A 22,125-nucleotide genomic window follows, 5' to 3' on the forward strand; every position below is an offset into this window, starting at 1 on the left:
TATGCGACAGGCATCGTCAGCCGGCCGTACCGGCAAAGGCGGCTTTCAGCGCGGCGTCGTCGAGCTTGACCATCTGCATCATCGCGGCGGCCACGCGCGTGGCCTTGACGGTGTCGCGGTCGGACATCATCGGGATCAGCGCTTCCGGAACGATCTGCCACGAGACGCCGTAGCGGTCTCGCAGCCAGCCGCAGGCGTCGGCCGTGCCGCCGTTGTCGAGCAGGGCGTTCCAGTAGCGGTCGAGTTCCGCCTGGTCGGCGCAGCTGACCAGCAGCGAGATCGCGTGGTTGAACGTGTCGGTGCGCGGGTGGCTCATCGCGAAGAACGATTGCCCGAACAGCTCGAACTCGACCATGCGTGTGCCGTCGGTGCCGGGCACCGCCGTGACGCGCACGATGCGCGAATCCGGAAAGATGCCTGCATAGAAGGCCGCTGCTTCTTCGGCTTCCGTCGAATACCAGAGGAAAGGCGTGATCTTCTGAATCGTCATGACGAGTCTCCTGTCTGTATGGGGCAGCGGCAAACCGTGTGCCGCCATCCACACGACGGGCGACGGTTGCCGAAATCGACACGCTGCGGCACATCGCGATCGCACCGGACGAGCGGCGCCGGCAATGCGGATGGTAGCCGCTCGGCGGACGGATGGCGACCGGCGCGACGATCCGCAAACGGCGTTCCCGGCGCTTTACAGCCGCCAGGCGCCGCTGAGGGCCGGTCGGCGTGCGCGTGGGTTCGGGTTCGGGCCGCCGGCCCGTGCGCGGGCTGCCGGCGCATCGGAGACGGACGAAAAAAAACCAGCCGCGGCCGAAACCGGGCTGGCTTTCCAGGTCGGCGGCAAGGCGTCGGAGACGCCGTGCACGCCGGATACTTCGTTTTTAGAACTTGTGACGCAGGCCGAGTGCGACGATTTCCTGCGAGCTCTTGCCGGCGATGCCGTACGAGCCGACCGACGCTTGCGCATCGCTGCCGTCGGCGTTGTGGCCGCTTGCGTGCTGATATGCGCCAACCAGGTACACGTCGGTGCGCTTCGACAGCGAGTAGTCCGCGCCGAGCGAAACCTGATGGTACTTGGCGTTGTTGTCGCCGCTACCCTTCGTGTAGATGTAGCCGAGGCCGAGCAGCAGCGGTGCCGATGCCTGGTACGTGACGAAGCCGCGACCCGTGTTGTACTTCTGGTTCGTGCCGAACGTCGACGCGCCGTCAGCCTTGTACTGCGCGTTGCTGTAGCCGGCACCGACCGTCACCGGGCCGAATGCGTACTGGGCTGCCACTTGCGCGATGCCGATCGACGTCGACGACACGAACGCGTTGTTGATGAAGGTCGTGCCCGAGTCGCCGTCGAAGATTGCGTCGGACGTACCGGTCCAGCCGCCGCGCTTGCCAGCCGTGAGCGCCGATGCGTTGTTCGCGTGGAAGTAACCTGCAGCCACGCCCAGCGGGCCGTTGTTGTAGGCTGCAGCTGCCGCCCACGTCTGACCCTTGCCGGTCGAGCCGGCGACGCCGCCGAGCGCGTACATGCCTTCGAACTGCAGGCCAGCGAACACCGGCGACGTGTACTTGATCGCGTTGCTGACGCGCAGGCTGTTGTCGTTGTTGTCGACGTCGCCCGGCGTGGCGAACACGCTGCCGAAGTAGTTGTCAGCCGTGACTGCCTGAACCAGGTCGACGAGCGGGTCGTACTGGCGACCCAGCGTCAGCGTACCGTACTGGTCGCTCTGCAGGCCGACGAATGCCTGGCGGCCGAACATGCGGCCACCCTGGCCCAGTGCGCCCGATGCCGAGTTGAAGCCGTTTTCCAACTGGAAGATCGCCTTCAGGCCGCCACCGAGGTCCTCGGAACCCTTCAGGCCGAAACGGCTGCCTTGCAGGTTGCCGCTACCCATCGACCACGAATTGTTGCCTTGACCTGCGTTACCGTGAACATAGGTGATCGACGTGTCGATCACGCCGTACAGCGTCACGCTCGACTGTGCCTGAGCAGCGCCGGCGGCGCCCAGCAGGGCGAGCGAGAGGGTCGAGAGAGCAAGTTTCTTCATCGTTGAGTTTCTCCACGCAAGTGATTCATCGTTATTTGTTGCGGATTGGAGAATAGCTCAGTGCCGTAGACGCAAGAAAGCCTAAAAAATAAAGTGTCTCGAAAAGGTAACAGCGCGAAAAAGTCCATATATATCAAGCACATCAACGACTGTTCCCATTTTTGAAATAGTTGACATTTGCTGCGGCGCGATTGTTTCAAAAGTTGATGCGCATTGCGGCAGGCAGCCTGTTTCGGCACGTTTGCGGACAGAAATGGATGCCTGCAAACGTTTGCGGTTGCGGCAACGAAGCCGGGACATGCAAAGAACGTATCAACGTCACGCGAATGCGCGGCTGACTGCGCGGTTGCAGGAGGGCAGACGGGTGTGCGGGGTCGCGCCGCGACGTTGCCAACAGCGTGAATCAGTCGTCGCGCATGCGATCGACGGGCCGGTCGGCTTGAGCGGACACGGCCGGTGCGGTACCGGCGAGACGATGCGCGTTGCCGCGGGCCGCCGCGAATTCCGCGCCGAGCAGCAGCACGATCGCGGAGAAGTACAGCCACATCAGCAGGACCGCGAACGATCCGGCCGCGCCGAATGCACTGGCGGTGCCTGCGTGCGCGAGGTACAGCGCGAACAGTTTCTTGCCGCCCGAGAACAGGATCGCGGACACGATGCCGCCGATCGCGGCGTCGCGCCACGCGACGCGCGCATCGGGCAGGAACTTCATCAGCGATGCGAACGCGGCCGCGAGCACGGCGATGCCGACGAAGAACTGCACGAGGTTCGTGACGACCACGTACGGCGAATTGCCCAGCAGCCAGGTGCCGACGAACGTGATCGCGGTGTCGAGCACGAGCGACACGATCAGCAGGAACGCGACGCCGAGCACGAGCCCGAACGAGATCAGCCGCACGCGCACGAGCCCGAGCATGCTCGACCAGCGGTTCTCGGTGGCCGGCCAGATCACGCTGAGCGCGGCGCTGAGCGACGCGAAGGTGGCCGACGCGCCGATGGCCAGCGCGGCGAACGAGATCAGGGTGGCGAGGCCGCCGCGCTCGCCCGCGCGGTGCGCGTTCTGCACGATCGTCTGGATGCTGGCCGCCGCGTCGTCGCCGATCAGCTGGTGCGCCTGTTCGAACACCTGGCCGCGCGCGGCATCGTCGCCGTAGAACCAGCCGGCCACGGCAATCACCATCACGAGCATCGGCGCGAGCGAGAACGCGGAGAAGAATGCAATACCCGCGGCCATCGCGGAGCAACGGTCGGCCGAGAAGCGCTTGAACGCCGTGAGGGCCCAGTTGGCCTGTTCTTGCGCGAGACGGGTGGCTTCGGAGGTGATCTGTCGTTTCATGACGTTTCGGTGGCGCGCGGAACGCGGATCATCGTTGGTAATCAGACAATTCAGTATTGATCCGAAGATTCGAACATAGTTGCGCGAACTGTCTATAATTCCTTTCAGTTTCCTCACCCCCACAATAACGCCGAGACCAGCCATGCTCCAAATGTCCCGGCGCCAGTTCCTGAAGGTGACGGCTACGTCGCTTGCCGGATCGAGTCTAGCCCTGATGGGCTTCTCTCCGTCCGAAGCGCTCGCCGAAGTCCGACAGTACAAGCTGGCGCGCACCGTCGAAACGCGCAACACCTGTCCTTACTGTTCAGTGGGTTGCGGCATCCTGATGTACAGCCTCGGAGACGGCGCGAAGAACGCGCAGCCGAGCATCATCCACATCGAAGGCGATCCCGACCATCCCGTCAATCGCGGCACGCTGTGCCCGAAGGGCGCGAGCCTGATCGACTTCATCCACAGCCCGAACCGCCTGACGCACCCCGAGTATCGCGCGCCCGGCTCGGACAAGTGGGAACCGATTTCGTGGAATGACGCGCTCGACCGCATCGCGAAGCTGATGAAGGCCGACCGCGACGCGAACTTCGTCGAGACGGCGGAAGACGGTGCGAAGGTCAACCGGTGGCTGACCACCGGCATGCTGGCCGCGTCGGCGGGCAGCAACGAGGTCGGCTACCTGACGCACAAGACGGTCCGCAGTCTCGGGATGCTCGCATTCGACAATCAGGCGCGTGTCTGACATGGCCCGACGGTGGCAGGTCTTGCCCCGACGTTTGGCCGTGGAGCGATGACGAACCATTGGGTCGACATCAAGAACGCGGACGTGATTCTCGTGATGGGCGGCAATGCAGCCGAGGCCCATCCGTGCGGTTTCAAGTGGGTAACGGAGGCGAAGGCGCACCGCAAGGCGCGGCTGATCGTCGTCGACCCGCGCTTTACGCGTACGGCCTCGGTGGCCGACTACTACGCGCCGATCCGCACCGGCACCGACATCGTCTTCCTGGGCGGTGTGATCAACTATCTGCTGACGAACGACAAGATCCAGCATGAGTACGTGAAGAACTACACGGACTTCTCGTTCATCGTGCGCGAGGATTTCGCGTTCAACGACGGCATCTATTCCGGCTACGACGCGGAGAAACACGCGTACCCCGACAAATCGAGCTGGGACTACGAGCGCGGCGACGACGGCTTCGTGAAGGTCGACCCGACGCTGCAGCACCCGCGTTGCGTGTACAACCTGCTGAAGCAGCACTACGCGCGCTATACGCAGGACATGGTCCAGCAGGTCTGCGGCACGCCGAAGGAGAAGTTCCTGAAGGTGTGCGAGATGCTCGCGACCACCGCCGTTCCCGGCCGCGCCGGCACGGTGCTGTACGCGCTCGGCTGGACGCACCACTCGATCGGCGCGCAGATCATCCGCACCGGCGCGATGGTGCAGCTGCTGCTCGGCAACATCGGCATCGCCGGCGGCGGGATGAACGCGCTGCGCGGCCACTCGAACATCCAGGGGTTGACCGACCTCGGGCTGATGTCGAACCTGCTGCCGGGCTACATGACGCTGCCGATGCAGGCCGAGCAGGATTTCGACGGCTACATCAAGAAGCGCGTGCAGCAGCCTCTGCGGCCGAACCAGCTGAGCTACTGGAAGAACTACAAGGCCTTCCACGTCAGCTTCATGAAGTCCTGGTGGGGCGACGCGGCGACCGCCGAGAACAACTGGGCCTACGATTACCTGCCGAAGCTGGACAAGCAGTACGACCTGCTGCAGGCGATCGAGCTGATGAATGCCGGCAAGATGAACGGCTACATCTGCCAGGGCTTCAACCCGCTCGCGGCGGCGCCGTCGAAGGTGAAGACGGCGGCAGGGCTCGCGAAGCTCAAGTGGCTCGTGATCATGGATCCGCTCGCGACCGAGACGTCCGAGTTCTGGAAGCATCACGGCGACTACAACGACGTCGACGCGTCGAAGATCCAGACCGAGGTGTTCCGCCTGCCCACCACGTGTTTTGCGGAGGAAAACGGTTCGCTCGTGAGTTCGAGCCGCGTGCTGCAATGGCACTGGAAGGGCGCGGAGCCGCCGGGCGAAGCGCGCAGCGACCTCGAGATCATGTCGGGGCTGTTCCTGCGCATGCGCAAGATGTACCAGACGGACGGCGGCAAGTATCCGGACCCGATCGTCAACCTGACCTGGCCGTACGCGAACCCGGAAAGCCCGACGCCCGAAGAACTCGCGATGGAGTTCAACGGCCGTGCGCTCGCCGATCTGCCCGATCCTAAGGATCCGGCGAAGACGCTCGTGAAGAAGGGCGAGCAGCTGGCCGCGTTCGCGCAACTGAAGGACGACGGGACGACCGCGAGCGGCTGCTGGATCTTCTGCGGAGCCTGGACGCAGGCCGGTAACCAGATGGGCCGGCGCGACAACTCCGATCCGACCGGCATCGGCCAGACGCTGAACTGGGCGTGGGCCTGGCCGGCGAACCGGCGGATCCTGTACAACCGCGCATCGTGCGACGTGAGCGGCAAGCCGTTCGACCCGACCCGCAAGCTGATCGGCTGGAACGGCAGCGCGTGGAAGGGCGCCGACATCCCCGATTTCAAGGCGGACGAACCACCCGAAAACGGGATGGGGCCGTTCATCATGAATCCGGAAGGTGTCGCGCGCTTCTTCGCGCGTGCGGGGATGAACGAAGGCCCGTTCCCCGAGCACTACGAGCCGTTCGAAACGCCGATCGGCACGAACCCGCTGCACCCGAACAACCCGCTGGCGCTGAACAACCCGGCCGCCCGCGTGTTCCCGGACGATCGGGCGTCGTTCGGCCAGGCACCGGAGTTCCCGCACGCGGCGACCACGTACCGGCTGACCGAGCATTTCCACTACTGGACCAAGCATGCGCGGCTGAACGCGATCATCCAGCCCGAGCAATTCGTCGAGATCGGCGAAGACCTCGCGAAGGAAGTCGGCGTCGCGCATGGCGAGCGCGTGAAGGTGTCGTCCAAGCGCGGCTACATCATCGCGGTCGCCCTCGTCACGAAGCGGATCAAGCCGCTGATGGTCGACGGCAAGAAGGTCCAGACGGTCGGTGTCCCGTTGCACTGGGGCTTCAAGGGTCTGACGAAGCCCGGCTATCTCGCGAATACCCTGACTCCGTCCGTGGGTGACGGCAACTCCTATACACCGGAATTCAAGTCGTTCCTGGTGAAGGTCGAAAAGGCGTAAGGGGAAAGAGATGGCATTGCAATCGCTGGATATCAAGCGCGTCTCGGCCACCACGACGCCACCGCCCACGGTGCGCGAACCGGTGACCGGGAGCGTCGCGAAGCTGATCGACGTATCGAAGTGCATCGGCTGCAAGGCATGTCAGACGGCATGCATGGAGTGGAACGACCTGCGCGACGAAGTCGGCACCAACGTCGGCGTGTACGACAACCCGGCCGACCTCTCCGAGCACTCGTGGACGGTGATGCGGTTCGCCGAATACGAGAACCCGGCGGGCGACCTCGAGTGGCTGATCCGCAAGGACGGCTGCATGCACTGCGAGGATCCGGGCTGCCTGAAGGCGTGCCCGTCGCCGGGCGCGATCGTGCAGTACAACAACGGGATCGTCGATTTCCACGAGGAGAACTGCATCGGTTGCGGCTATTGCGTGACCGGCTGCCCGTTCAACGTTCCGCGGATCTCGAAGAAGGATCATCGCGCGTACAAGTGCACGCTCTGTTCCGACCGCGTCGCGGTCGGCCAGGAACCGGCCTGCGTGAAGACCTGCCCGACGGGCGCGATCGTGTTCGGCACCAAGGAGGACATGAAGCAGCACGCGGCCGAGCGGATCGAGGACCTGAAGGAGCGCGGCTTCGAGCATGCGGGGCTGTACGACCCGCAGGGCGTCGGCGGCACGCACGTGATGTACGTGCTGCACCATGCCGATAAACCGTCGCTGTACCACGGGCTGCCCGACAACCCGTCGATCAGCCCGATGGTGAAGCTGTGGAAGGGCATCGCGAAACCGCTCGCGGTCGCGGGCCTCGCGCTGACCGCGCTGGCCGGGTTCTTCCACTACACGCGGGTCGGTCCGAACGAGGTCACCGACGACGAGGAAGCCGCCGCCCGCGACGAGGCGCGACGCATCAAGGAGGACGCGAAATGAACCACGACGACCCCAACCTGATCGTCCGCTACACGCCGAACGAGCGCACGAACCACTGGATTACCGCGATCACGTTCGTGCTGCTCGCGTTGTCCGGGCTCGCGCTGTTTCATCCGTCGATGTTCTGGCTGACCGCGCTGTTCGGCGGCGGCCAGTGGACGCGGATCCTGCATCCGTTCGTCGGCCTCGTGATGTTCGTGTCGTTCGCGATCCTGGTCGTGCGCTTCTGGCACCACAATGCGCTCGATGCGGACGATCGCCAATGGCTGAAGCAGATCGGCGACGTGCTGACCAACCAGGAAGACAAGCTGCCGCCCGTCGGGCGCTATAACGCCGGGCAGAAGCTGCTATTCTTCACGCTGGTGGCGTGCCTGTTGCTGCTCCTGCTGTCGGGAGTCGTGATCTGGCGGCGTTACTTCTCGTTCTACTTCCCGATCGGGGTGATCCGCGCGGCCGCTGTCGTGCATGCCGTGGCGGCCTTCGTGCTGATCGCGAGCATCATCGTGCACATTTACGCGGCGTTGTGGGTGAAGGGCTCGATCGGCGCGATGGTGCGCGGCACCGTCACGCTGGGCTGGGCTCGCAAGCATCACCCGAAGTGGTTCCGTGAAAGCGTGAAATAGCGCACCGGAGCGGGGCGGCTCGCCAGTTGCGGCGGGCCGTTCCGCCAACCGCCGGAACCGCCCGAAAGCGCCGATGCGTCGGCGCTTGTTTGGGGTCTGTTTGCGCATGGAACGCGCATGCGAATGCCCGAAATCGCTCGTCCCCCAAGGGGACTTCCTGCGGGGCGTAGGGCAAGAAGTGAGGAGCGCCGTTTGGCCGAGCCAAACAAGCGACGAGCGACGCCGCCATACGGGCGATTTCGGGCATTCCCGTGGCATGTATTTTTTAAATTTGGGGTTGCCACGAGAACGGCCGCTCGCCGCGTTGCGCTCCTTGCGAATACGTCAGTATTCGCGGCGTCGCGCGCCTCGCGAGCGGCCGTTCTCGTGGCAACGCATGCGCGTTCCATGCGCAAACAGACCCCTTGGAAGACATTTTCGTGACACAACGCATCCTCGAACCGACCGAGATCTCGACACTCGATCATTCGGCCATCCCGCGCTTTCGCCTGCCGGAGCGCGCCACCGCGTTCTCGGCGCGCGCCGCGCGGCTGCGCAAGCTGGCCGACCTGAACCCGATCAGCGGCTACCTGCGGCTGATGGCCACCGTCGCCGATGCGCAGCACGCGACACTGCAGGCGCTGGAACTGCCGCTGCCGTCGAAGGAAGCGATCGCGCTTGCACAGCAGCATTCGATGCCGCTCATACCGGCGCTCGACGGCGAGCGCAACCCGCAATGGCGTGCCGTGCTGTACGAACTGCTCGACCGCGTCGAAGGCGCCGGGCTCGTCAACCCGCAGTTCGCGAAGCTGCTCGACCGGCTGCGCCTGATGGCGCCCGCCGAACTCGACGCGCAGGCCGACGCGATCCTCGCGCTGCGCTTCGCCGAAGTCGACCCGGCCACCGCGCCGTTCCTGATGGCCGCGCTGCAGGTCGTCTGGACGGATCTCGCAAGCTGCGTTGCGCCGGCCGACGTCCCGTATCTCGACCAGCCGGGGCTGTGCCCCGTGTGCGGCACGCACCCGGTCGCGAGCGTCGTGCGGGTCGGCGGGCAGTACCAGGGCTACCGTTTCCTGCAGTGCGGGCTGTGCACGACCGAGTGGCACATGGTGCGCACGAAGTGCTCGCACTGCGATTCGACGAAAGGCATCGCGTATCACGGGATCGAGGGCGGCAGCGAAGCCGTCAAGGCCGAATCGTGCGACGAGTGCAAGACCTATCGCAAGATCGGTTATCAGGACAAGGACTACGAGTTCGAGCCGCTGGCGGACGACCTCGCGAGCCTCACGCTCGACCTGCTGATGAACGAGGCCGGTTACCAGCGCAGTTCGCCGAACCCGCTGCTGTGGCCGGACGTCGCGCAGGAAGCGGATTGACGACGTCGGCCGGGGCGGCGCGCGAGCGCCGGCGCCGGCCGACTGCGAAGCATGAGACTGGAGCCACCACGACGTGACCGAACCCGGTTTGAATGAACTGAATGCCGTGCTGGCGCGTGTGCCGTCGGTCGAGCGCGTGCTGACGTCGGCACCGCTGCAACCGCTGCTCGCCGACTACGGCCGCACGCGCGTGCTGAACGCCGTGCGCGCGGAGCTCGAACGCTGGCGTACCGCCGCGCAGCACGATCCGGCGGGCGCCGAACCGCTCGACGAACCGCGCATCGCCGCGGCCGTCGCGCGCGCGCTGGCCGCGCAGAGCGCGGGCGCGGTGCGCACCGTGTTCAACCTGACGGGCACCGTGCTGCACACGAACCTCGGGCGCGCGCTGTTGCCCGACGACGCGGTGCGCGCGGTGGTCGACGCGCTCACGCGCCCCGTCAACCTCGAATTCGACCTCGCCACGGGCCGCCGCGGCGATCGCGACGACCTGATCGACGATCTGCTGTGCGAATTGACGGGCGCGGAAGCCGCGACCGTCGTCAACAACAACGCGGCGGCCGTGCTGCTGGCGCTGTCGGCGCTGGCGACGAAGCGGGAAGTCGTCGTGTCGCGCGGCGAGCTGGTCGAGATCGGCGGCGCATTCCGCATCCCCGACATCATGAGCCGCGCGGGCGCCAGGCTGCGCGAAGTCGGCACGACCAACCGCACCCATCTGCGCGACTACGCGGAGGCAATCGGCCCGCGCACCGCGCTGCTGATGAAGGTGCACTGCAGCAACTACGCGATCAGCGGCTTCACGAAGGAGACGTCGCTCGCCGAACTCGCGCCGCTCGCGCGCGAGCACGGGCTGCCGGTCGCCGTCGATCTCGGCAGCGGCACGCTCGCCGACCTGACGCAATGGGGCCTGCCGCACGAGACGACCGTGCAGGAAACCATCGCCGCCGGCGCAAACGTTGTCACGTTCAGCGGCGACAAGCTGCTTGGCGGGCCGCAGGCCGGCCTGATCGTCGGCGATCGCGCGCTGATCGCGAAGATCAAGAAACATCCGCTCAAGCGCGCGCTGCGCGTCGGCAAGCTGACGCTCGCGGCGCTCGAACCCGTGCTGCGCCTCTACCAGTCTCCCGAGTTCCTGCGCGACCGGCTCACGACACTGCGCCTGCTGACGCGCCCGCACGGCGAGATCGCCGAGGCCGCCGAACGCGTGCGTCCGGCGCTGCAGGCCGCGCTCGGCGGCGGTTTCGACGTAGCGGTCGAGCCGATGTTCAGCCAGATCGGCAGCGGTGCGCTGCCGGTCGACCAGCTGCCGAGCGCCGGGCTCGTCGTGCGCACGGCGGACGGCAAGCGCGGCGGCCGCGCGCTCGCGCAGCTCGAGAAGCGGCTGCGCGAATGGCCGCGCCCGGTGATCGGCCGCGTGGCCGACAACGCGCTGCGGCTCGACCTGCGCTGCCTCGAAGCGGCCGACGAGGCGGCGTTCGTCGCGCAATGCGTGCCGCTCGCGGGGCCCGCTGCATGATCGTCGGTACCGCCGGACACATCGACCACGGCAAGACGACGCTGGTGCGCGCGCTGACGGGCGTCGATACCGACCGCCTGAAGGAAGAGAAGGCGCGCGGCATCTCGATCGAACTCGGTTATGCGTATACGCCGCTCGACAACGGCGACGTGCTCGGCCTGATCGACGTGCCGGGCCACGAGAAGCTGATTCACACGATGGCGGCCGGCGCATGCGGGATCGACTTCGCGCTGCTCGTGATTGCCGCCGACGACGGCGTGATGCCGCAGACGCGCGAGCATCTCGCGATCCTGCAACTGCTCGGCGTCACGCATGGCGCGGTCGCGCTGACGAAGTGCGATCGCGTCGACGCCGCGCGCGTGGCCGAGGTGCGCGACGAGATCGCCGCGTGGCTGAACGATTCGACGCTGGCCGGCGTGCCGATCTTCGAAACGCGGGCGACGGCCGTGGACGACCCGGGTGTCGCCGCGTTGAAGCGTCACCTGGCCGACGCGGCGATCGCGTGGCGCGCACGCCGCGACGACGGGCTGTTCCGGCTCGCGGTCGATCGTGTGTTTACGCTCTCGGGGCAGGGCACCGTCGTGACGGGCACCGCGTTCGCGGGCCGCGTCGCAACCGGCGATACGCTCGCGATCGTGCGCACGGGCGGCGCGGCGCGCGTGCGCAGCATCCATGCGCAGAACCGGCCGGTCGAGGCCGGCCGCGCGGGCGAGCGTTGCGCACTGAACCTGGCCGGGGTCGACAAGGCCGATGTCGAGCGCGGCGATACCGTGGCCGATGCGCGGCTCGTCGCGACGTCGCCGCGTCTCGACGTCGAACTGACGCTGCTCGCGGATGCGGGGCTGACGCTCACGCACTGGGCACCGCTGCACGTGCATCTCGGCACGCTGCATCGCGTCGCGCATGTCGCGCTGCTCGACGGCGATACGCTTGCGGCCGGCCAGCGGATGCGCGTGCAACTGGTATTCGACGAGCCGGTGTTTGCGTTGCCGGGCGACCGCTTCATCGTCCGAAATCCGCAGGCGACGCGCACGGTCGGCGGCGGCCGCGTGCTCGACCCGTTCGGGCCGGCGCGCAAGCGTCGCACGCCGCAGCGCCGCGCGTGGCTCGACGCGCTGGCCGAATGGCTCGACGCCGGGCGTCTCGATGCGCTGCTCGCGCAGGCGCCGCTCGGCATCCCGCGCGCGATGCTCACGCATCTGACGGGTTTTGCGCCGAACGCGCTGGTTTTGCCGGATGACGCGCTGGCGATCGGGCAGCGCGACGCCGCGTCGAATGACGGAGCGGTGATTGCGCATGCGCACTGGCGTGCGCTGCAGACGCGGGCGATCGATACGCTGCGCGCGTATCACGAGCGCCTGCCCGACGAGCAGGGGCTCGACGCCGCGCGGCTGCGGCGGATGGCGGCGCCGCTCGCCGGCGATGCGCTGTGGCGCGCGCTCGTCGATGCGCTGGTGACCGGCGGCGAAGTGGCGCGAAGCGGGCCGTGGCTGCACCTGCCGTCGCATTCGGTGAGCCTCGAGCCGCGCGAGGAAGCGCTGGCGCAGCAACTGCTGCCGCTGATTCATGCGGGGCGCTTCGATCCGCCGTGGGTGCGCGACCTGGCCCGCGACACCGGGGCGGCCGAGGACGCGGTGCGTACCGTGCTGCGCAAGCTCGCACGGCGCGGCGACGTGCACCAGGTCGTGCGCGACCTGTTCTATCACGCGGACGTCGTGCGCGAACTCGCGGAACTGGTTGCGCATCTCGCGCCGTCGCGCGACGGCGGGCTCGATGCCGCGACGTTTCGCGACGCGACGGGGCTCGGCCGCAAGCGTGCGATCCAGATTCTCGAGTTCTTCGACCGGGTTGGGTATACTCGCTTCCACCGCGATCTTCACTTCCTGCGGCCTGACAGCGGTTGGGCGGGTATTCAGGCGTAGGCGCTCGTTGTTCTTTGTTTTTTTCCCACGATGGAAGGCATTCGTATCCGGTGGTACGGCCGGGCTTCAAATCCGGTTGGGGGTGTCAGACACTCCCGGGTCAGTTCGACTCTGGCTGCCTTCCGCCAGTCAAGGCTTCCCGCGCATTCCGATGGCTTCCGTAAACGCCCCGTAGATCGCTGATTTAAAAGCGATTTGTGGGTAACGGCGTGCTTGCCGCTTCCGCTCGCGTCCCGCACAATTTCCGCACGAAGTATGGGTAGCGGCGTGGGTTTTGTGGGTAGGAAAGGAGGGCGACATGGCGGGACGACAGTTACATCGACTCAGCGCGCTGCGCGTCGCGAAGGCGGCCGATCCCGGCCATTACGCGGACGGCGGTGGCCTCTATATGCAGATCGCCGACAGCGGCGCCCGCTCCTGGGTGTTTCGCTTCAAGCTCGATGGGCGCGTGCGCGAAATGGGCCTCGGACCGTTGTCGCGCGTCTCGCTCGGAGAAGCACGGAAATTGGCTATCGGATATCGCGAGATGGTCGGTAACCAGGTCGATCCCATCCTCGCCCGGCGCGAAGAGCAGCGTCGGCGACAGTTCGATATCTCGGTCGACGCCAATGTGACGTTCCGTGAGGCGGCTGAAGCGTTCATCCTCGCACGTGAACCGGAATGGCGAAACCGCAAGCATGTTCAGCAATGGGGCAACACACTGAAGACTTACGCCTATCCCATCATCGGCGATGTGCGCGTGCGCGACATCGACACGGCGATGATCGTGCGTATCCTCCAGCCGATCTGGACTAAAAAGGCAGAAACGGCACGCCGGGTGCGCGGTCGCATCAAGGCAATCCTCGACGCGGAGACCGTGATGGGGCACCGCGCCGGCGGCAACCCGGCCCGATACGTCGATCACCTCCAACTGGTGTTGCCGCGCTCGAAGAAGCGTTCGCAGATCAAGCATCATCCGGCGCTGCCATGGGAAGACCTGCCAACGTTTATCCGTGAACTGGAACTCCGTCCGCGACGCGCAGCACGAATGCTGCATTTGCTTATTCTCACGGCGACTCGTACGAACGAGGTCCGATTTGCGCGGGTCGAGGAATTCGATCTCGACAGTCGTATCTGGAGCATCCCGGGCGATCGTACGAAAAGCGGTCGGCCGCTTCGCGTGCCGCTTTGTGAGCGAGCCGTCGAAGTTGTCCGAGCTGTGCTACCCAAGGCCAAATATGGGTATCTTTTCCCCGGCTGCGCGGAAGGGCGCCCACTGTCGAACATGGCAATGTTGGCCCTGTTGAAACGCATGTCGTACTCGGGGATCACCGTGCACGGTTTCCGGTCGACGTTTCGTGACTGGGTGGCCGAATGTACCGACTATCCGGATTCTCTGGCAGAGGAAGCCTTGGCACACGTCATTACATCGCAGACGATAGCGGCTTATCGGCGTCGCGATCAACTCGAGAGGCGCCGGCTCATGATGGAAGACTGGGGGGCGTATTGTTCAAGCGGACGCACGCTTGAAGCGTCAATGGCACCGGTCATGTCGCAAACGTTCGCTGCCTAAATCGACGCTGCTACTGTTCTAGGAACAGTGCTGCGAGTCGGGCGGGTTCGCACTTGCCCAGTATCGCGTGTGCGAGGTTGAGTCGTCAGTATGTCGCATTGATCTTAATGCAATGCAGGCCGAATTCATCGACATCTGGCGGTATCGCTGCTATGTGGGAAATCGAGTCGCCGGCGAGACGAACGGCATGGGTTACACAGGACTGCGCGGGGTCTTCAACGTTGGGCAGCTAAGGCGAATCCGAGTCGCTTGGGCCGGCACGGCTTGATACAGATCAACCAGGCCCGCAGCATGAAGCTGCGGGCCCTGAAGTGGGTCGGTAGGACGACCGATCGCTACGCTGCCGTGATCATTCAGCGATCAAGAAGCGATCGCGTTTCTTACCCTTGATCCATGACGGTTCGCGGCCACGCCCGCTCCACGTCTTGCCCGTTTTCGGATCCTGATACTTCGGCGTTGCAGGTTGGCCGCCATTCGCGCTACGTACGCGCTTACGGCCGAAGAGCTGTTCCGGCGTGAGACCATACTCTTGAATACGTGCGCGAACTTCTTCGAGCACGGTCTCTAGTTCGGCCTGCCGAGCTTCTTCCGCTTGCACGAGCAGTGCTTCAGCCTTGGCTTTCAATTCTTGATAGGTGGCCATTCTTCACTCCACGTGGTTAAAAGAAACAGTATTGAAATGGTCGCTTCGAAGAGTCCAATTCGGCGTGACGCGTCATGTCTGCGACATGCCATTGTTGGCACCGAAGTCGGAACGATTGCGCGATTTTCTCATCGTTTGGACCGCGAGTCGACCATTTATCGCTTACGAGGCCGCGGACCTAGTGGAACAATCGAAGCCGTCCATTAGGCTATTGCGGTTGGGTATGCAAATGCAGACGATCATCAGCGGCTTGTTGGACGGTCGCCCGGTGGGCGCCGATGCGCAGGCACCGGCTCTGATCCGCCAGGACGGGTTGGGGCTGTCTCCATTGGATTGCGTTGGAGACACAATGAGGATACCTATTTTGTATTCTCCAGACGGTGCCAAAACGTAAAACGTCAGACAAGTCACTTTTTTGTACATGCTTGATGTTGTGCCATTGACGGACTCACTTTGACCCAATGTCCAATTTGACGTTTCGTTTGTTCAGATAGCTCGAACTTGGCAAACGCGCTCATTGCTGGATGGAGTCCCCCCAATCTTCACAGTTGACACTGCAGCGTGAAGGAACGAAAAAAGACGCACTCATCTGGGCCGGCGCGATGGGTCCGGTCAGTTCGGTGCATCAGCGATCCGAGTTCTCGCGGTGTGTGGAGTACATATCGCCATGTTCGAGGCGAGGCCTGTTATGGAGCAACGCGCTAATATTTGGCGATCGAGCGATACAAGCACATGCTTGGCACCGGCCTGCGATTGCGAGGCTTTGCAGATCCGCTTGCGACACGCCGAAGAACAGATTCGTCGTCTCACAAGATGCGTGCAACTGAAAGACGAGAAGCTCCGCGAGCTTGGCAAGGTCCTGGCGAACTCGGCGACCGCGCACTATTGCGTTGAAGAGCGATTGCAGCGTGAACTCGATGCGCTACGGATTGATATGCCGGCCGACGTGCCGAGCGAGCACTACGGTCCTGTTGATGGCGATTCAATGGGCGGCGGTGTAATCGTTCGGCTGCCTTACCTGACCGCGATCCTCGCAGTATTGTTCGACGCGATGCACATGTTCTGGGCCGACTGCGATGACGGCCGTCTGCCAAAATCTTCGACTGTCGCTCATGCAATTGACGAACGTCTCGGACTGCGCGCACAGGCAAGCGGCGAAGGTTCACGCACCGGTCAGGCCTACGCGTCCGCCATTCGGCCGGATTGGGTAAAGGATGCGGATAACCGGCATCATCGGCGGCGATCCACATCCTAGCTGTGGTCTTGGAGGTCGAGCGCATCAATTCCGGCGGAGCGCGACGGTCCCCGCCGGGACGGGATCTATTACACGTCTGCCGCGCAACGCGTAGCGCGCGGTGCCGTCCCCAGCGAGCCAGGAACATTCGGCGTGAGCGGCCGATACCACGTGATTGAAGATCGGAGACTATCGAGATCGAACCCAAGGTTGCCGAACGCGACGGGCGTGAGATCAATAGCGCACACCACGAACGAAGAGGTAGCGGTCACCGGAAGAGGTCCCACATACTGAAGATCGAGGCCAAAGCGGCGATACAGTCGTGCGATTGCCCGGGTGACGACACCAATGATGCGGGTCGCGCCGAGGGACGCCGCGACGGCCATGACATAGGGAAACAGTTGCATACCCGAACCGGCGAACCGCGATAGCTCCCATACGGTCGGTGACGAGGGAAAATCGAGGTTCGACGATCGAGGAAGTAGTTCTCGGAGCAGGTACGGGGCGGTAGTCGGCATCAGACGTGCGCAACCACATATCTGCCCTTCGGAAGTGAGTTCAACAACCTGAATGGTGTTTTCGCCGTCGAAGTGGTCCCATTCTATGGTTTCATTTTCCTTTACATCGGGTAGCGGCCAGCCGAGGCGGCGCACGAACACGTCGTACCGGAACGCGCCGAGTCCATCACGAAGTTCAAGCGGCAAGTTGCTCAACCTACCCGCGATAATGAGTGGCATTTGCGTTCTCCATCGTTTATTGATGGGCGTCACCGTATCAAGTCGAAACAACAACAGGAACTAGTTAGGTAGGGAGGTGGAGGCGCAAATGAATATTGGCCGCGCGTCATCCGTGCGAGCGTGAAGATCTCGGGCTGGTCCAGAATTATTCAATATATGGGATTCGAGAGGCGCGGGGATGGTTAAATCATGCAGGCGGCGCGCTTACACACGGAAAACTTCGACTGAAAATAAGAGAGCTAATCAAGTAGACCGTAATTGGAGGCAATGACGGCGGCTGCTATCCTGCTATTTACGTTCAGAACCTTCATTGCTTCGGCGATATGATATTCGACTGTATGACGGGATATACCAAGAAGCATGCTGATTTCTGGTGATGTTTTTCCTTGCGCGACCCATGAAAGACATTGATGCTGACGTGGAGAAAGCTCAACCAATGCCTTTGGATGGGGAGGAACGAACCGATCCAGCTCCAAACGAAATAGATTGCTGATTACACTCGCGAGCTGCCGGCTCGTCCCTGCATTGATACGGGATGACGGCCCTGACAGATTGATGAGCAACACACTGCCCCCGATCTCACGAATTGGGACGCTCAGCCCGTTTTTGAGTCCGGCGTCGCATGCTTCTACGAGCACATGTCGCTCAGCGTGGTTCAAGTCGGTAATATCGCCCCAGCGATAAGGTCCTGAGGAAGTAAAAGCGGCTCGATGTACGGGATCAACGGGGCCATAGTTGTGCTGTAGATAGTGCTGCACCCAGTTATTGGGATAATGCGAGCAGATTGCCTCCATAGATAGGCTAGGTCTAGAGCGAGCGCAAGTCAGGGAGATCCGTGTGACGGCGTAACATGGAAAACCCAATGGAAGCACCGCATTGCCAAGCAAGTCAGAAAGCGAAGAAATATCCTTTGCATCGGTAAAGAGAGACAGGATCGGCGCCATTCGAGTGGCTAATGTGACATTCCATGGTGGCGGCTTGGACGATTTTTTGCTCGTGCGATACCGAAATCGCGCTCTCATGACTTCTACCTCACTTATTGCCTAGTGGCATTCAAGAGAAGTGCTGGAGCAGGGCGCCAGCACAGTGTCAGCGACTCCGGAAAGAGGTATGGCCCGTGGGGCGCTGATTGCCCGTGCACCCGCTATACGATGGGCGACGTCGGAGGTTACGTCGAGATGGACGTTGGGTGCGTAACTAGTGTGGAGTCTAATGGTTGGAATTGGAACGTCATTCAATATATTGTAATAATTTAATACGTGATTTTTTAAAAGTCACCGCCCGGAACGGGAGCGATATTGCGACGGATTTAGCAAGCATGTGCCGCGCCATCGTCGAAATTTCCTGAATTCAACGATCCTATTAGCGAACGAATAGCGCCGCCGCGGAAAATCCTCCCACTCCCCGGGCGCATAGCAGGAAAGGCTTACCGGGAACCAGATCATCGCAGTCGGCGAGATTGATGAATGGGTCGCTGACCGTCACATGCGCGACGCGGGCAAAGTTGTCAGTAAATAGGCAACGTGCCGGAAGGCCGAGCGATGCGACCGTTCGGCGCCAGGTTGGCATATCAAGATGGGAAGGCAAGATGCGCTGAATCTCGGCTAGGGGCACATTCGCCTCAGCGCTCACTTGCGTCGCGAGTCGACGGGCCGCAAAGAAGTACTGAGCCGCGAATCGCGATTCATCGTCCGCCAATGTGCCGCGCCAACCTTCTCCGCTCGCGTGAAACGCCAGCGAGACCAATCGATTGATCGAGGCATTGCGTTCGACGAGCGCGGCACATGCGCCGTCGCTGAGCAATCCGGCCCCGGCTATTGACCGGTCGCTTGCGAGGGGCATGACGTCTGCACCGACCAGCAGGCCGCGCTTGATGGCCGGACGGGCGGCAAACATCGCGCGAATGATTCGTAGCGCGCCCAGTGATGAGGCGCAATGCTGTTGCGCAAACGAGAATGCCTCCGCCTGCTCGAAACCAAAATGTTCACATAGCCGGCACGGCAAGGATAGCGGGGGTGGGGCGATGCTGCCCTGAAGTGTGTGAACGTAGACGAGAAAGTCGATCGTGTCGGGCCCAAGCTGGGTCGCCCGAACGAGCGATTGGATGGCGTTCGCAGCGAGCGAAAGCGCAGTCTGTCCCCGAGCGTCATAGAACAAGCGCACCCCTGCTTTTTCGAGGCGCTTGACGGTCTCGGCAGACTGCTTCGTTCGTTGGGCCCAACTGCGGACGTCCTCGGCCGGCTCAGGCAGATAGTAAGCGGTATGGACGATCCCGATAGAAGCGCTCATGGCGGATTAAGATATAGGAACGGCCTGCCATGCGATTCGAACAGTGCGCAACCGACGAAACCGCCCAGGCCGATGCCCCACGTCAGGATTCGATCGCGCGCTGGCAGGTCACGAGATTCGAGTACATTGGCGAGTTGCACGATAGGTTCGGCTGCGCCTAGATGGGCGCGGCGGCGGTCGGAAAATTCAACGACACGACGACTGAGATGTCGGCAAATAGCTTCATCAAGTTGCGGATCTATTCCTGCTCCCACGACGGTGCCAAGGTCGTTCGGTTGAAGCGCGTGTCGGAGAAGTACCGCGTCGATCGTCGATTGCAGCGCCGGAACCCAATCTGTGCGGATGTCTAGGCTTGAGTGCGGGGCGGGTGGCGCGAACCGGTGGAGGCGGCTGGCGCGTGCGTCGATCACAACCAGTCCGCAAGAAGCGGGTCTGGAGCGTTCCACCAGGATGGCACCGGCTGCGTCGCCCTGCACGATTCCCTGATCCGTCCATCGCGAGAACGGCGGACACCACTTTTCTGCAGCGACGATCAAGATGGTGTGGATTTCCGGTTCCGCAGTCAGCAGATCACCTGCCAGCTGGAGCGCCGTGAACGTGGAGGCTCCCTGCTGTTGGGATACAGCGAACGGGAAGCAGGGCGCGCCGATTACTGCGCGTAAGCGTCCAGCAGTCGTTGTGGACACATGCTCGTTGAGGCTACTGTGGCAGAGCATTGCAATATCGATCGGCGCTGCATTGGTCGGCCGCGCAGCACATATTGTCTGCGCCACTTTCGCGGCGAGCCCGGATAGATCGGTATCGCGCTCAACAGGGACAAAACGAAATTCGTCCCGCGCTGCGCTGATTGCAGCGCTTCTGGTTGAAGCCGCCTTCTTTGCGGGATGGGGGGCGTAATCCGCTTGCCACGACGCGACCCAAGCGTGCCAACCGGACCGTATCGGAGCACCGAGCGTCGGCTCGATTCCGCACTCACGATGTACAGCGACGGTGCGTGGCACATAGCTGGCAATTGCCGTGATCGCGGGTGTATTCATGGTGCGCGTGGTAGCGCGAAGTCCTCGGGCAGCAGATCGTAAAGGAGTCGCCCGACGCGCGTGCCATCGACGAGATGACAGTCTCGTTGCAGTCCGATCAGATGAAAACCCAAGCGTGCGAGTAGACGCTGCGACGGAACATTGCGGTCGACAGCCCATGCAGTGATGCACCGCAACCGATCACGGGCGAACGCTTCATGGAGGAGGGACGTGGCGGCGTTGTAAGCCATATTGACGCAGGCTGGTCGCAACCGGTCGCGAAGGATCCAGAATGAACCCGTCGCGAAGCGATGCGTGACATCACTGACCGCGACCACACCGCTCGGCACCGGATAGCCGGGCGAACCGAACACGCGTATTCGATGCTGTCTGCTATGGACCATCGCTTGTACCGCCAATGCGGGCAGGGCTTGGCGGCCGAGCCCGAAGTCGAACCACCGACCGGTGGTCGGCTGTGCGAGCCACGCGACGATGTCGTCGATATCATTCGGTCCGGGTTCGCGTAACCAGCACGTGGAGGGCGTTACATGCGTTGCGGCATTGTCCACCGAGCGCTGAAGCGTGCCATCCGTAGGGGCGCAACCACTCATCCGTCGACCTCCTCATTCGCGACCTGCGGCTCCGCGAGCCAGCCGAGCGTTGTGTCGATGCGCTGCAGCAGGAAGGCAAACCAGTGGCCCGTCTGGAAGCGGGCTGCCGGTGGGAGCCCTTCAACATAACCATGGCCGCCGCAAAGCTGCACGAATTCGCGACCGACATTTACAGACTCTGCCGCGACGTGTCGCAGTAACTGACGGACCAGCGAGACTGGCGCCGACGGGCGGGCCGCACTGACAGCCTGCAAAAACAGGTGGGTGCCATGGGTGGCGATCAGCATGTCGGACAATCGCGCCGCGACGAGTTGGTGGCTCGCCAACGATTTTCGGAACGCTTGCCGAGTCGTCGCGTAATCGAACGCGAACTGGACGCTATGTTGCATCGCGCCCGTCAAGAGCGTAGCGAGATAGAGGCCGATTTCGGTCATGTACGTTTGCGCGGGAGAAACGCCATCGCGGTCGGCTTGCTCAATCACGGCGAGCGGCATTTCGGCCGCGGCCCCATCGGAATGCACTTGCTCCAAAACAAGGCCGCCGAGCGTGGCGATGCCTGTCGATCTCGAAGATCGCTGATCGCGTGGGCGCTCAGTGAGGAGCAGGCGCCGCTTGTCATCTATCCGCATGGTGAGGGTCACCGCGTCGCCCAGTGGACGGAGTTGCCATGTTGTTGCATTGTCGATGTCGAGCACGGACAACGCGATCGCTGTTGTGCCGTCGAAATACGCCTGAACGGGCCGAGCCAGAACCGGACCGAGCGCGTTGTGTGTGCGGAGTACCATGAGCGCGGGTGCTGGCAGCGTCAACTCCAACGCCCGCTCGAGTGGCCCAGCGGCGAGCGCTTCGACGACAAGTGCCAGACCGTGACGATCGATTCCCAGGCCGCCGTATACCTCGGGTAAAACCATGGCTCCAAGATCAAGCGCTGCGGCAGCGAGTCTGACGGTTTCTTGCCACGATGCTACGCTGAGCGAACCGGCAAGCAAGGGCTCCAGTCGGTCGCGTGCGAAGCGTTGGCTCGCGATATAGAGGTTGCATTGATCATCGGTCAGTGCCCACGGCGCCGCGGCCGGCCCCTGCGGGAAGGAATCGGGTGAGAACATCGCAATCCTCCAC

General features: G+C 63.3%; 19 protein-coding genes and 1 tRNA gene. 9 read left to right on the top strand and 11 right to left on the bottom strand.

All coding sequences use genetic code 11. The features are described 5' to 3' along the window. Nucleotides 1–16: 16 nt before the first annotated feature. The 4 genes from DPV79_RS18795 to DPV79_RS18805 form a co-directional block, all read right to left on the bottom strand. Nucleotides 17–490: a VOC family protein gene (locus DPV79_RS18795; protein ID WP_060050602.1), complete on the bottom strand. Its 474-nt coding sequence runs from the start codon at nt 488–490 to the stop codon at nt 17–19. A gap of 385 nt (nt 491–875) precedes the next feature. Beyond that, complete coding sequence (locus DPV79_RS18800; RefSeq protein ID WP_060343329.1) at nt 876–2,036, bottom strand: porin; 1,161 nt, start codon at nt 2,034–2,036, stop codon at nt 876–878. An 81-nt stretch (nt 2,037–2,117) separates the two neighbouring features. Continuing rightward, a complete protein-coding gene (locus DPV79_RS42150) occupies nt 2,118–2,336 on the bottom strand; it encodes a hypothetical protein (RefSeq protein ID WP_133295685.1) in 219 nt (72 codons plus the stop codon). A gap of 103 nt (nt 2,337–2,439) precedes the next feature. Further along, nucleotides 2,440–3,372: a YihY/virulence factor BrkB family protein gene (locus DPV79_RS18805; protein ID WP_113046133.1), complete on the bottom strand. Its 933-nt coding sequence runs from the start codon at nt 3,370–3,372 to the stop codon at nt 2,440–2,442. Nucleotides 3,373–3,514: 142 nt separating this feature from the next. Between DPV79_RS18805 and fdnG the strand changes: the two genes are divergently transcribed. The 8 genes from fdnG (at nt 3,515) to DPV79_RS18855 (ending at nt 14,476) form a co-directional block, all read left to right on the top strand. Continuing rightward, complete coding sequence (gene fdnG, locus DPV79_RS18815) at nt 3,515–6,586, top strand: formate dehydrogenase-N subunit alpha (RefSeq protein ID WP_081078936.1); 3,072 nt, start codon at nt 3,515–3,517, stop codon at nt 6,584–6,586. A 10-nt stretch (nt 6,587–6,596) separates the two neighbouring features. Next, nucleotides 6,597–7,511: a formate dehydrogenase subunit beta gene (fdxH, locus tag DPV79_RS18820; RefSeq protein WP_021162865.1), complete on the top strand. Its 915-nt coding sequence runs from the start codon at nt 6,597–6,599 to the stop codon at nt 7,509–7,511. Next, nucleotides 7,508–8,134, top strand: a complete 627-nt coding sequence (locus DPV79_RS18825; RefSeq protein ID WP_021162866.1) for a formate dehydrogenase subunit gamma — start codon at nt 7,508–7,510, stop codon at nt 8,132–8,134. Before fdxH ends, DPV79_RS18825 begins: the two co-directional genes overlap by 4 nt. A 419-nt stretch (nt 8,135–8,553) precedes the next feature. Further along, nucleotides 8,554–9,489, top strand: a complete 936-nt coding sequence (gene fdhE / locus DPV79_RS18835; RefSeq protein WP_208866730.1) for a formate dehydrogenase accessory protein FdhE — start codon at nt 8,554–8,556, stop codon at nt 9,487–9,489. A 73-nt stretch (nt 9,490–9,562) separates the two neighbouring features. Further along, complete coding sequence (gene selA, locus DPV79_RS18840; protein ID WP_060376246.1) at nt 9,563–11,002, top strand: L-seryl-tRNA(Sec) selenium transferase; 1,440 nt, start codon at nt 9,563–9,565, stop codon at nt 11,000–11,002. Continuing rightward, nucleotides 10,999–12,924 carry a selenocysteine-specific translation elongation factor gene (selB, locus tag DPV79_RS18845; protein ID WP_113046136.1) on the top strand — a complete coding sequence of 642 codons (1,926 nt, stop codon included), beginning with the start codon at nt 10,999–11,001 and terminating at the stop codon, nt 12,922–12,924. Before selA ends, selB begins: the two co-directional genes overlap by 4 nt. Before the next feature lie 32 nt (nt 12,925–12,956). Next, nucleotides 12,957–13,052 (top strand) — tRNA-Sec (locus DPV79_RS18850). A 170-nt stretch (nt 13,053–13,222) separates the two neighbouring features. After that, the gene (locus tag DPV79_RS18855) at nt 13,223–14,476 is read left to right on the top strand and encodes a tyrosine-type recombinase/integrase (RefSeq protein ID WP_113046137.1); all 1,254 of its coding nucleotides are present in this window, start codon (nt 13,223–13,225) and stop codon (nt 14,474–14,476) included. 349 nt (nt 14,477–14,825) lie between these two features. Here the strand turns inward: DPV79_RS18855 and DPV79_RS18860 are convergent, their stop codons facing one another. After that, nucleotides 14,826–15,119 (bottom strand): H-NS histone family protein, encoded by a 294-nt coding sequence (locus DPV79_RS18860; protein ID WP_113046138.1) that lies wholly within the window; start codon nt 15,117–15,119, stop codon nt 14,826–14,828. Between the two features lie 817 nt (nt 15,120–15,936). Between DPV79_RS18860 and DPV79_RS18870 the strand changes: the two genes are divergently transcribed. Next, complete coding sequence (locus DPV79_RS18870; RefSeq protein WP_341867607.1) at nt 15,937–16,374, top strand: hypothetical protein; 438 nt, start codon at nt 15,937–15,939, stop codon at nt 16,372–16,374. A gap of 68 nt (nt 16,375–16,442) precedes the next feature. On the opposite strand, the gene DPV79_RS18875 is transcribed toward DPV79_RS18870, so the two are convergent. The 6 genes from DPV79_RS18875 to DPV79_RS18900 all read right to left on the bottom strand — a co-directional run bounded on the left by DPV79_RS18875 (nt 16,443) and on the right by DPV79_RS18900 (nt 22,112). Further along, entirely contained in the window at nt 16,443–17,090 is a 648-nt protein-coding gene (locus DPV79_RS18875; RefSeq protein ID WP_208866731.1) for an acyl-homoserine-lactone synthase, read from the bottom strand. A 239-nt stretch (nt 17,091–17,329) separates the two neighbouring features. Continuing rightward, nucleotides 17,330–18,034: an autoinducer binding domain-containing protein gene (locus DPV79_RS18880; RefSeq protein WP_244321773.1), complete on the bottom strand. Its 705-nt coding sequence runs from the start codon at nt 18,032–18,034 to the stop codon at nt 17,330–17,332. A gap of 418 nt (nt 18,035–18,452) precedes the next feature. Next, complete coding sequence (locus DPV79_RS18885) at nt 18,453–19,379, bottom strand: beta-ketoacyl-[acyl-carrier-protein] synthase family protein (RefSeq protein WP_113046142.1); 927 nt, start codon at nt 19,377–19,379, stop codon at nt 18,453–18,455. Continuing rightward, nucleotides 19,376–20,416 (bottom strand): beta-ketoacyl-[acyl-carrier-protein] synthase family protein, encoded by a 1,041-nt coding sequence (locus tag DPV79_RS18890; protein WP_113046143.1) that lies wholly within the window; start codon nt 20,414–20,416, stop codon nt 19,376–19,378. Before DPV79_RS18890 ends, DPV79_RS18885 begins: the two co-directional genes overlap by 4 nt. Next, the gene (locus DPV79_RS18895) at nt 20,413–21,006 is read right to left on the bottom strand and encodes a GNAT family N-acetyltransferase (RefSeq protein ID WP_113046144.1); all 594 of its coding nucleotides are present in this window, start codon (nt 21,004–21,006) and stop codon (nt 20,413–20,415) included. Before DPV79_RS18895 ends, DPV79_RS18890 begins: the two co-directional genes overlap by 4 nt. Further along, nucleotides 21,003–22,112, bottom strand: coding sequence for an acyl-CoA dehydrogenase family protein (locus DPV79_RS18900; RefSeq protein ID WP_113046145.1), 1,110 nt, complete (start codon nt 22,110–22,112; stop codon nt 21,003–21,005). The genes DPV79_RS18895 and DPV79_RS18900 overlap by 4 nt, the downstream gene beginning before the upstream one ends. Nucleotides 22,113–22,125 lie beyond the last annotated feature (13 nt).

The sequence above is a fragment of the Burkholderia reimsis genome (assembly GCF_003294055.1).
Lineage (GTDB): Bacteria > Pseudomonadota > Gammaproteobacteria > Burkholderiales > Burkholderiaceae > Burkholderia > Burkholderia cepacia.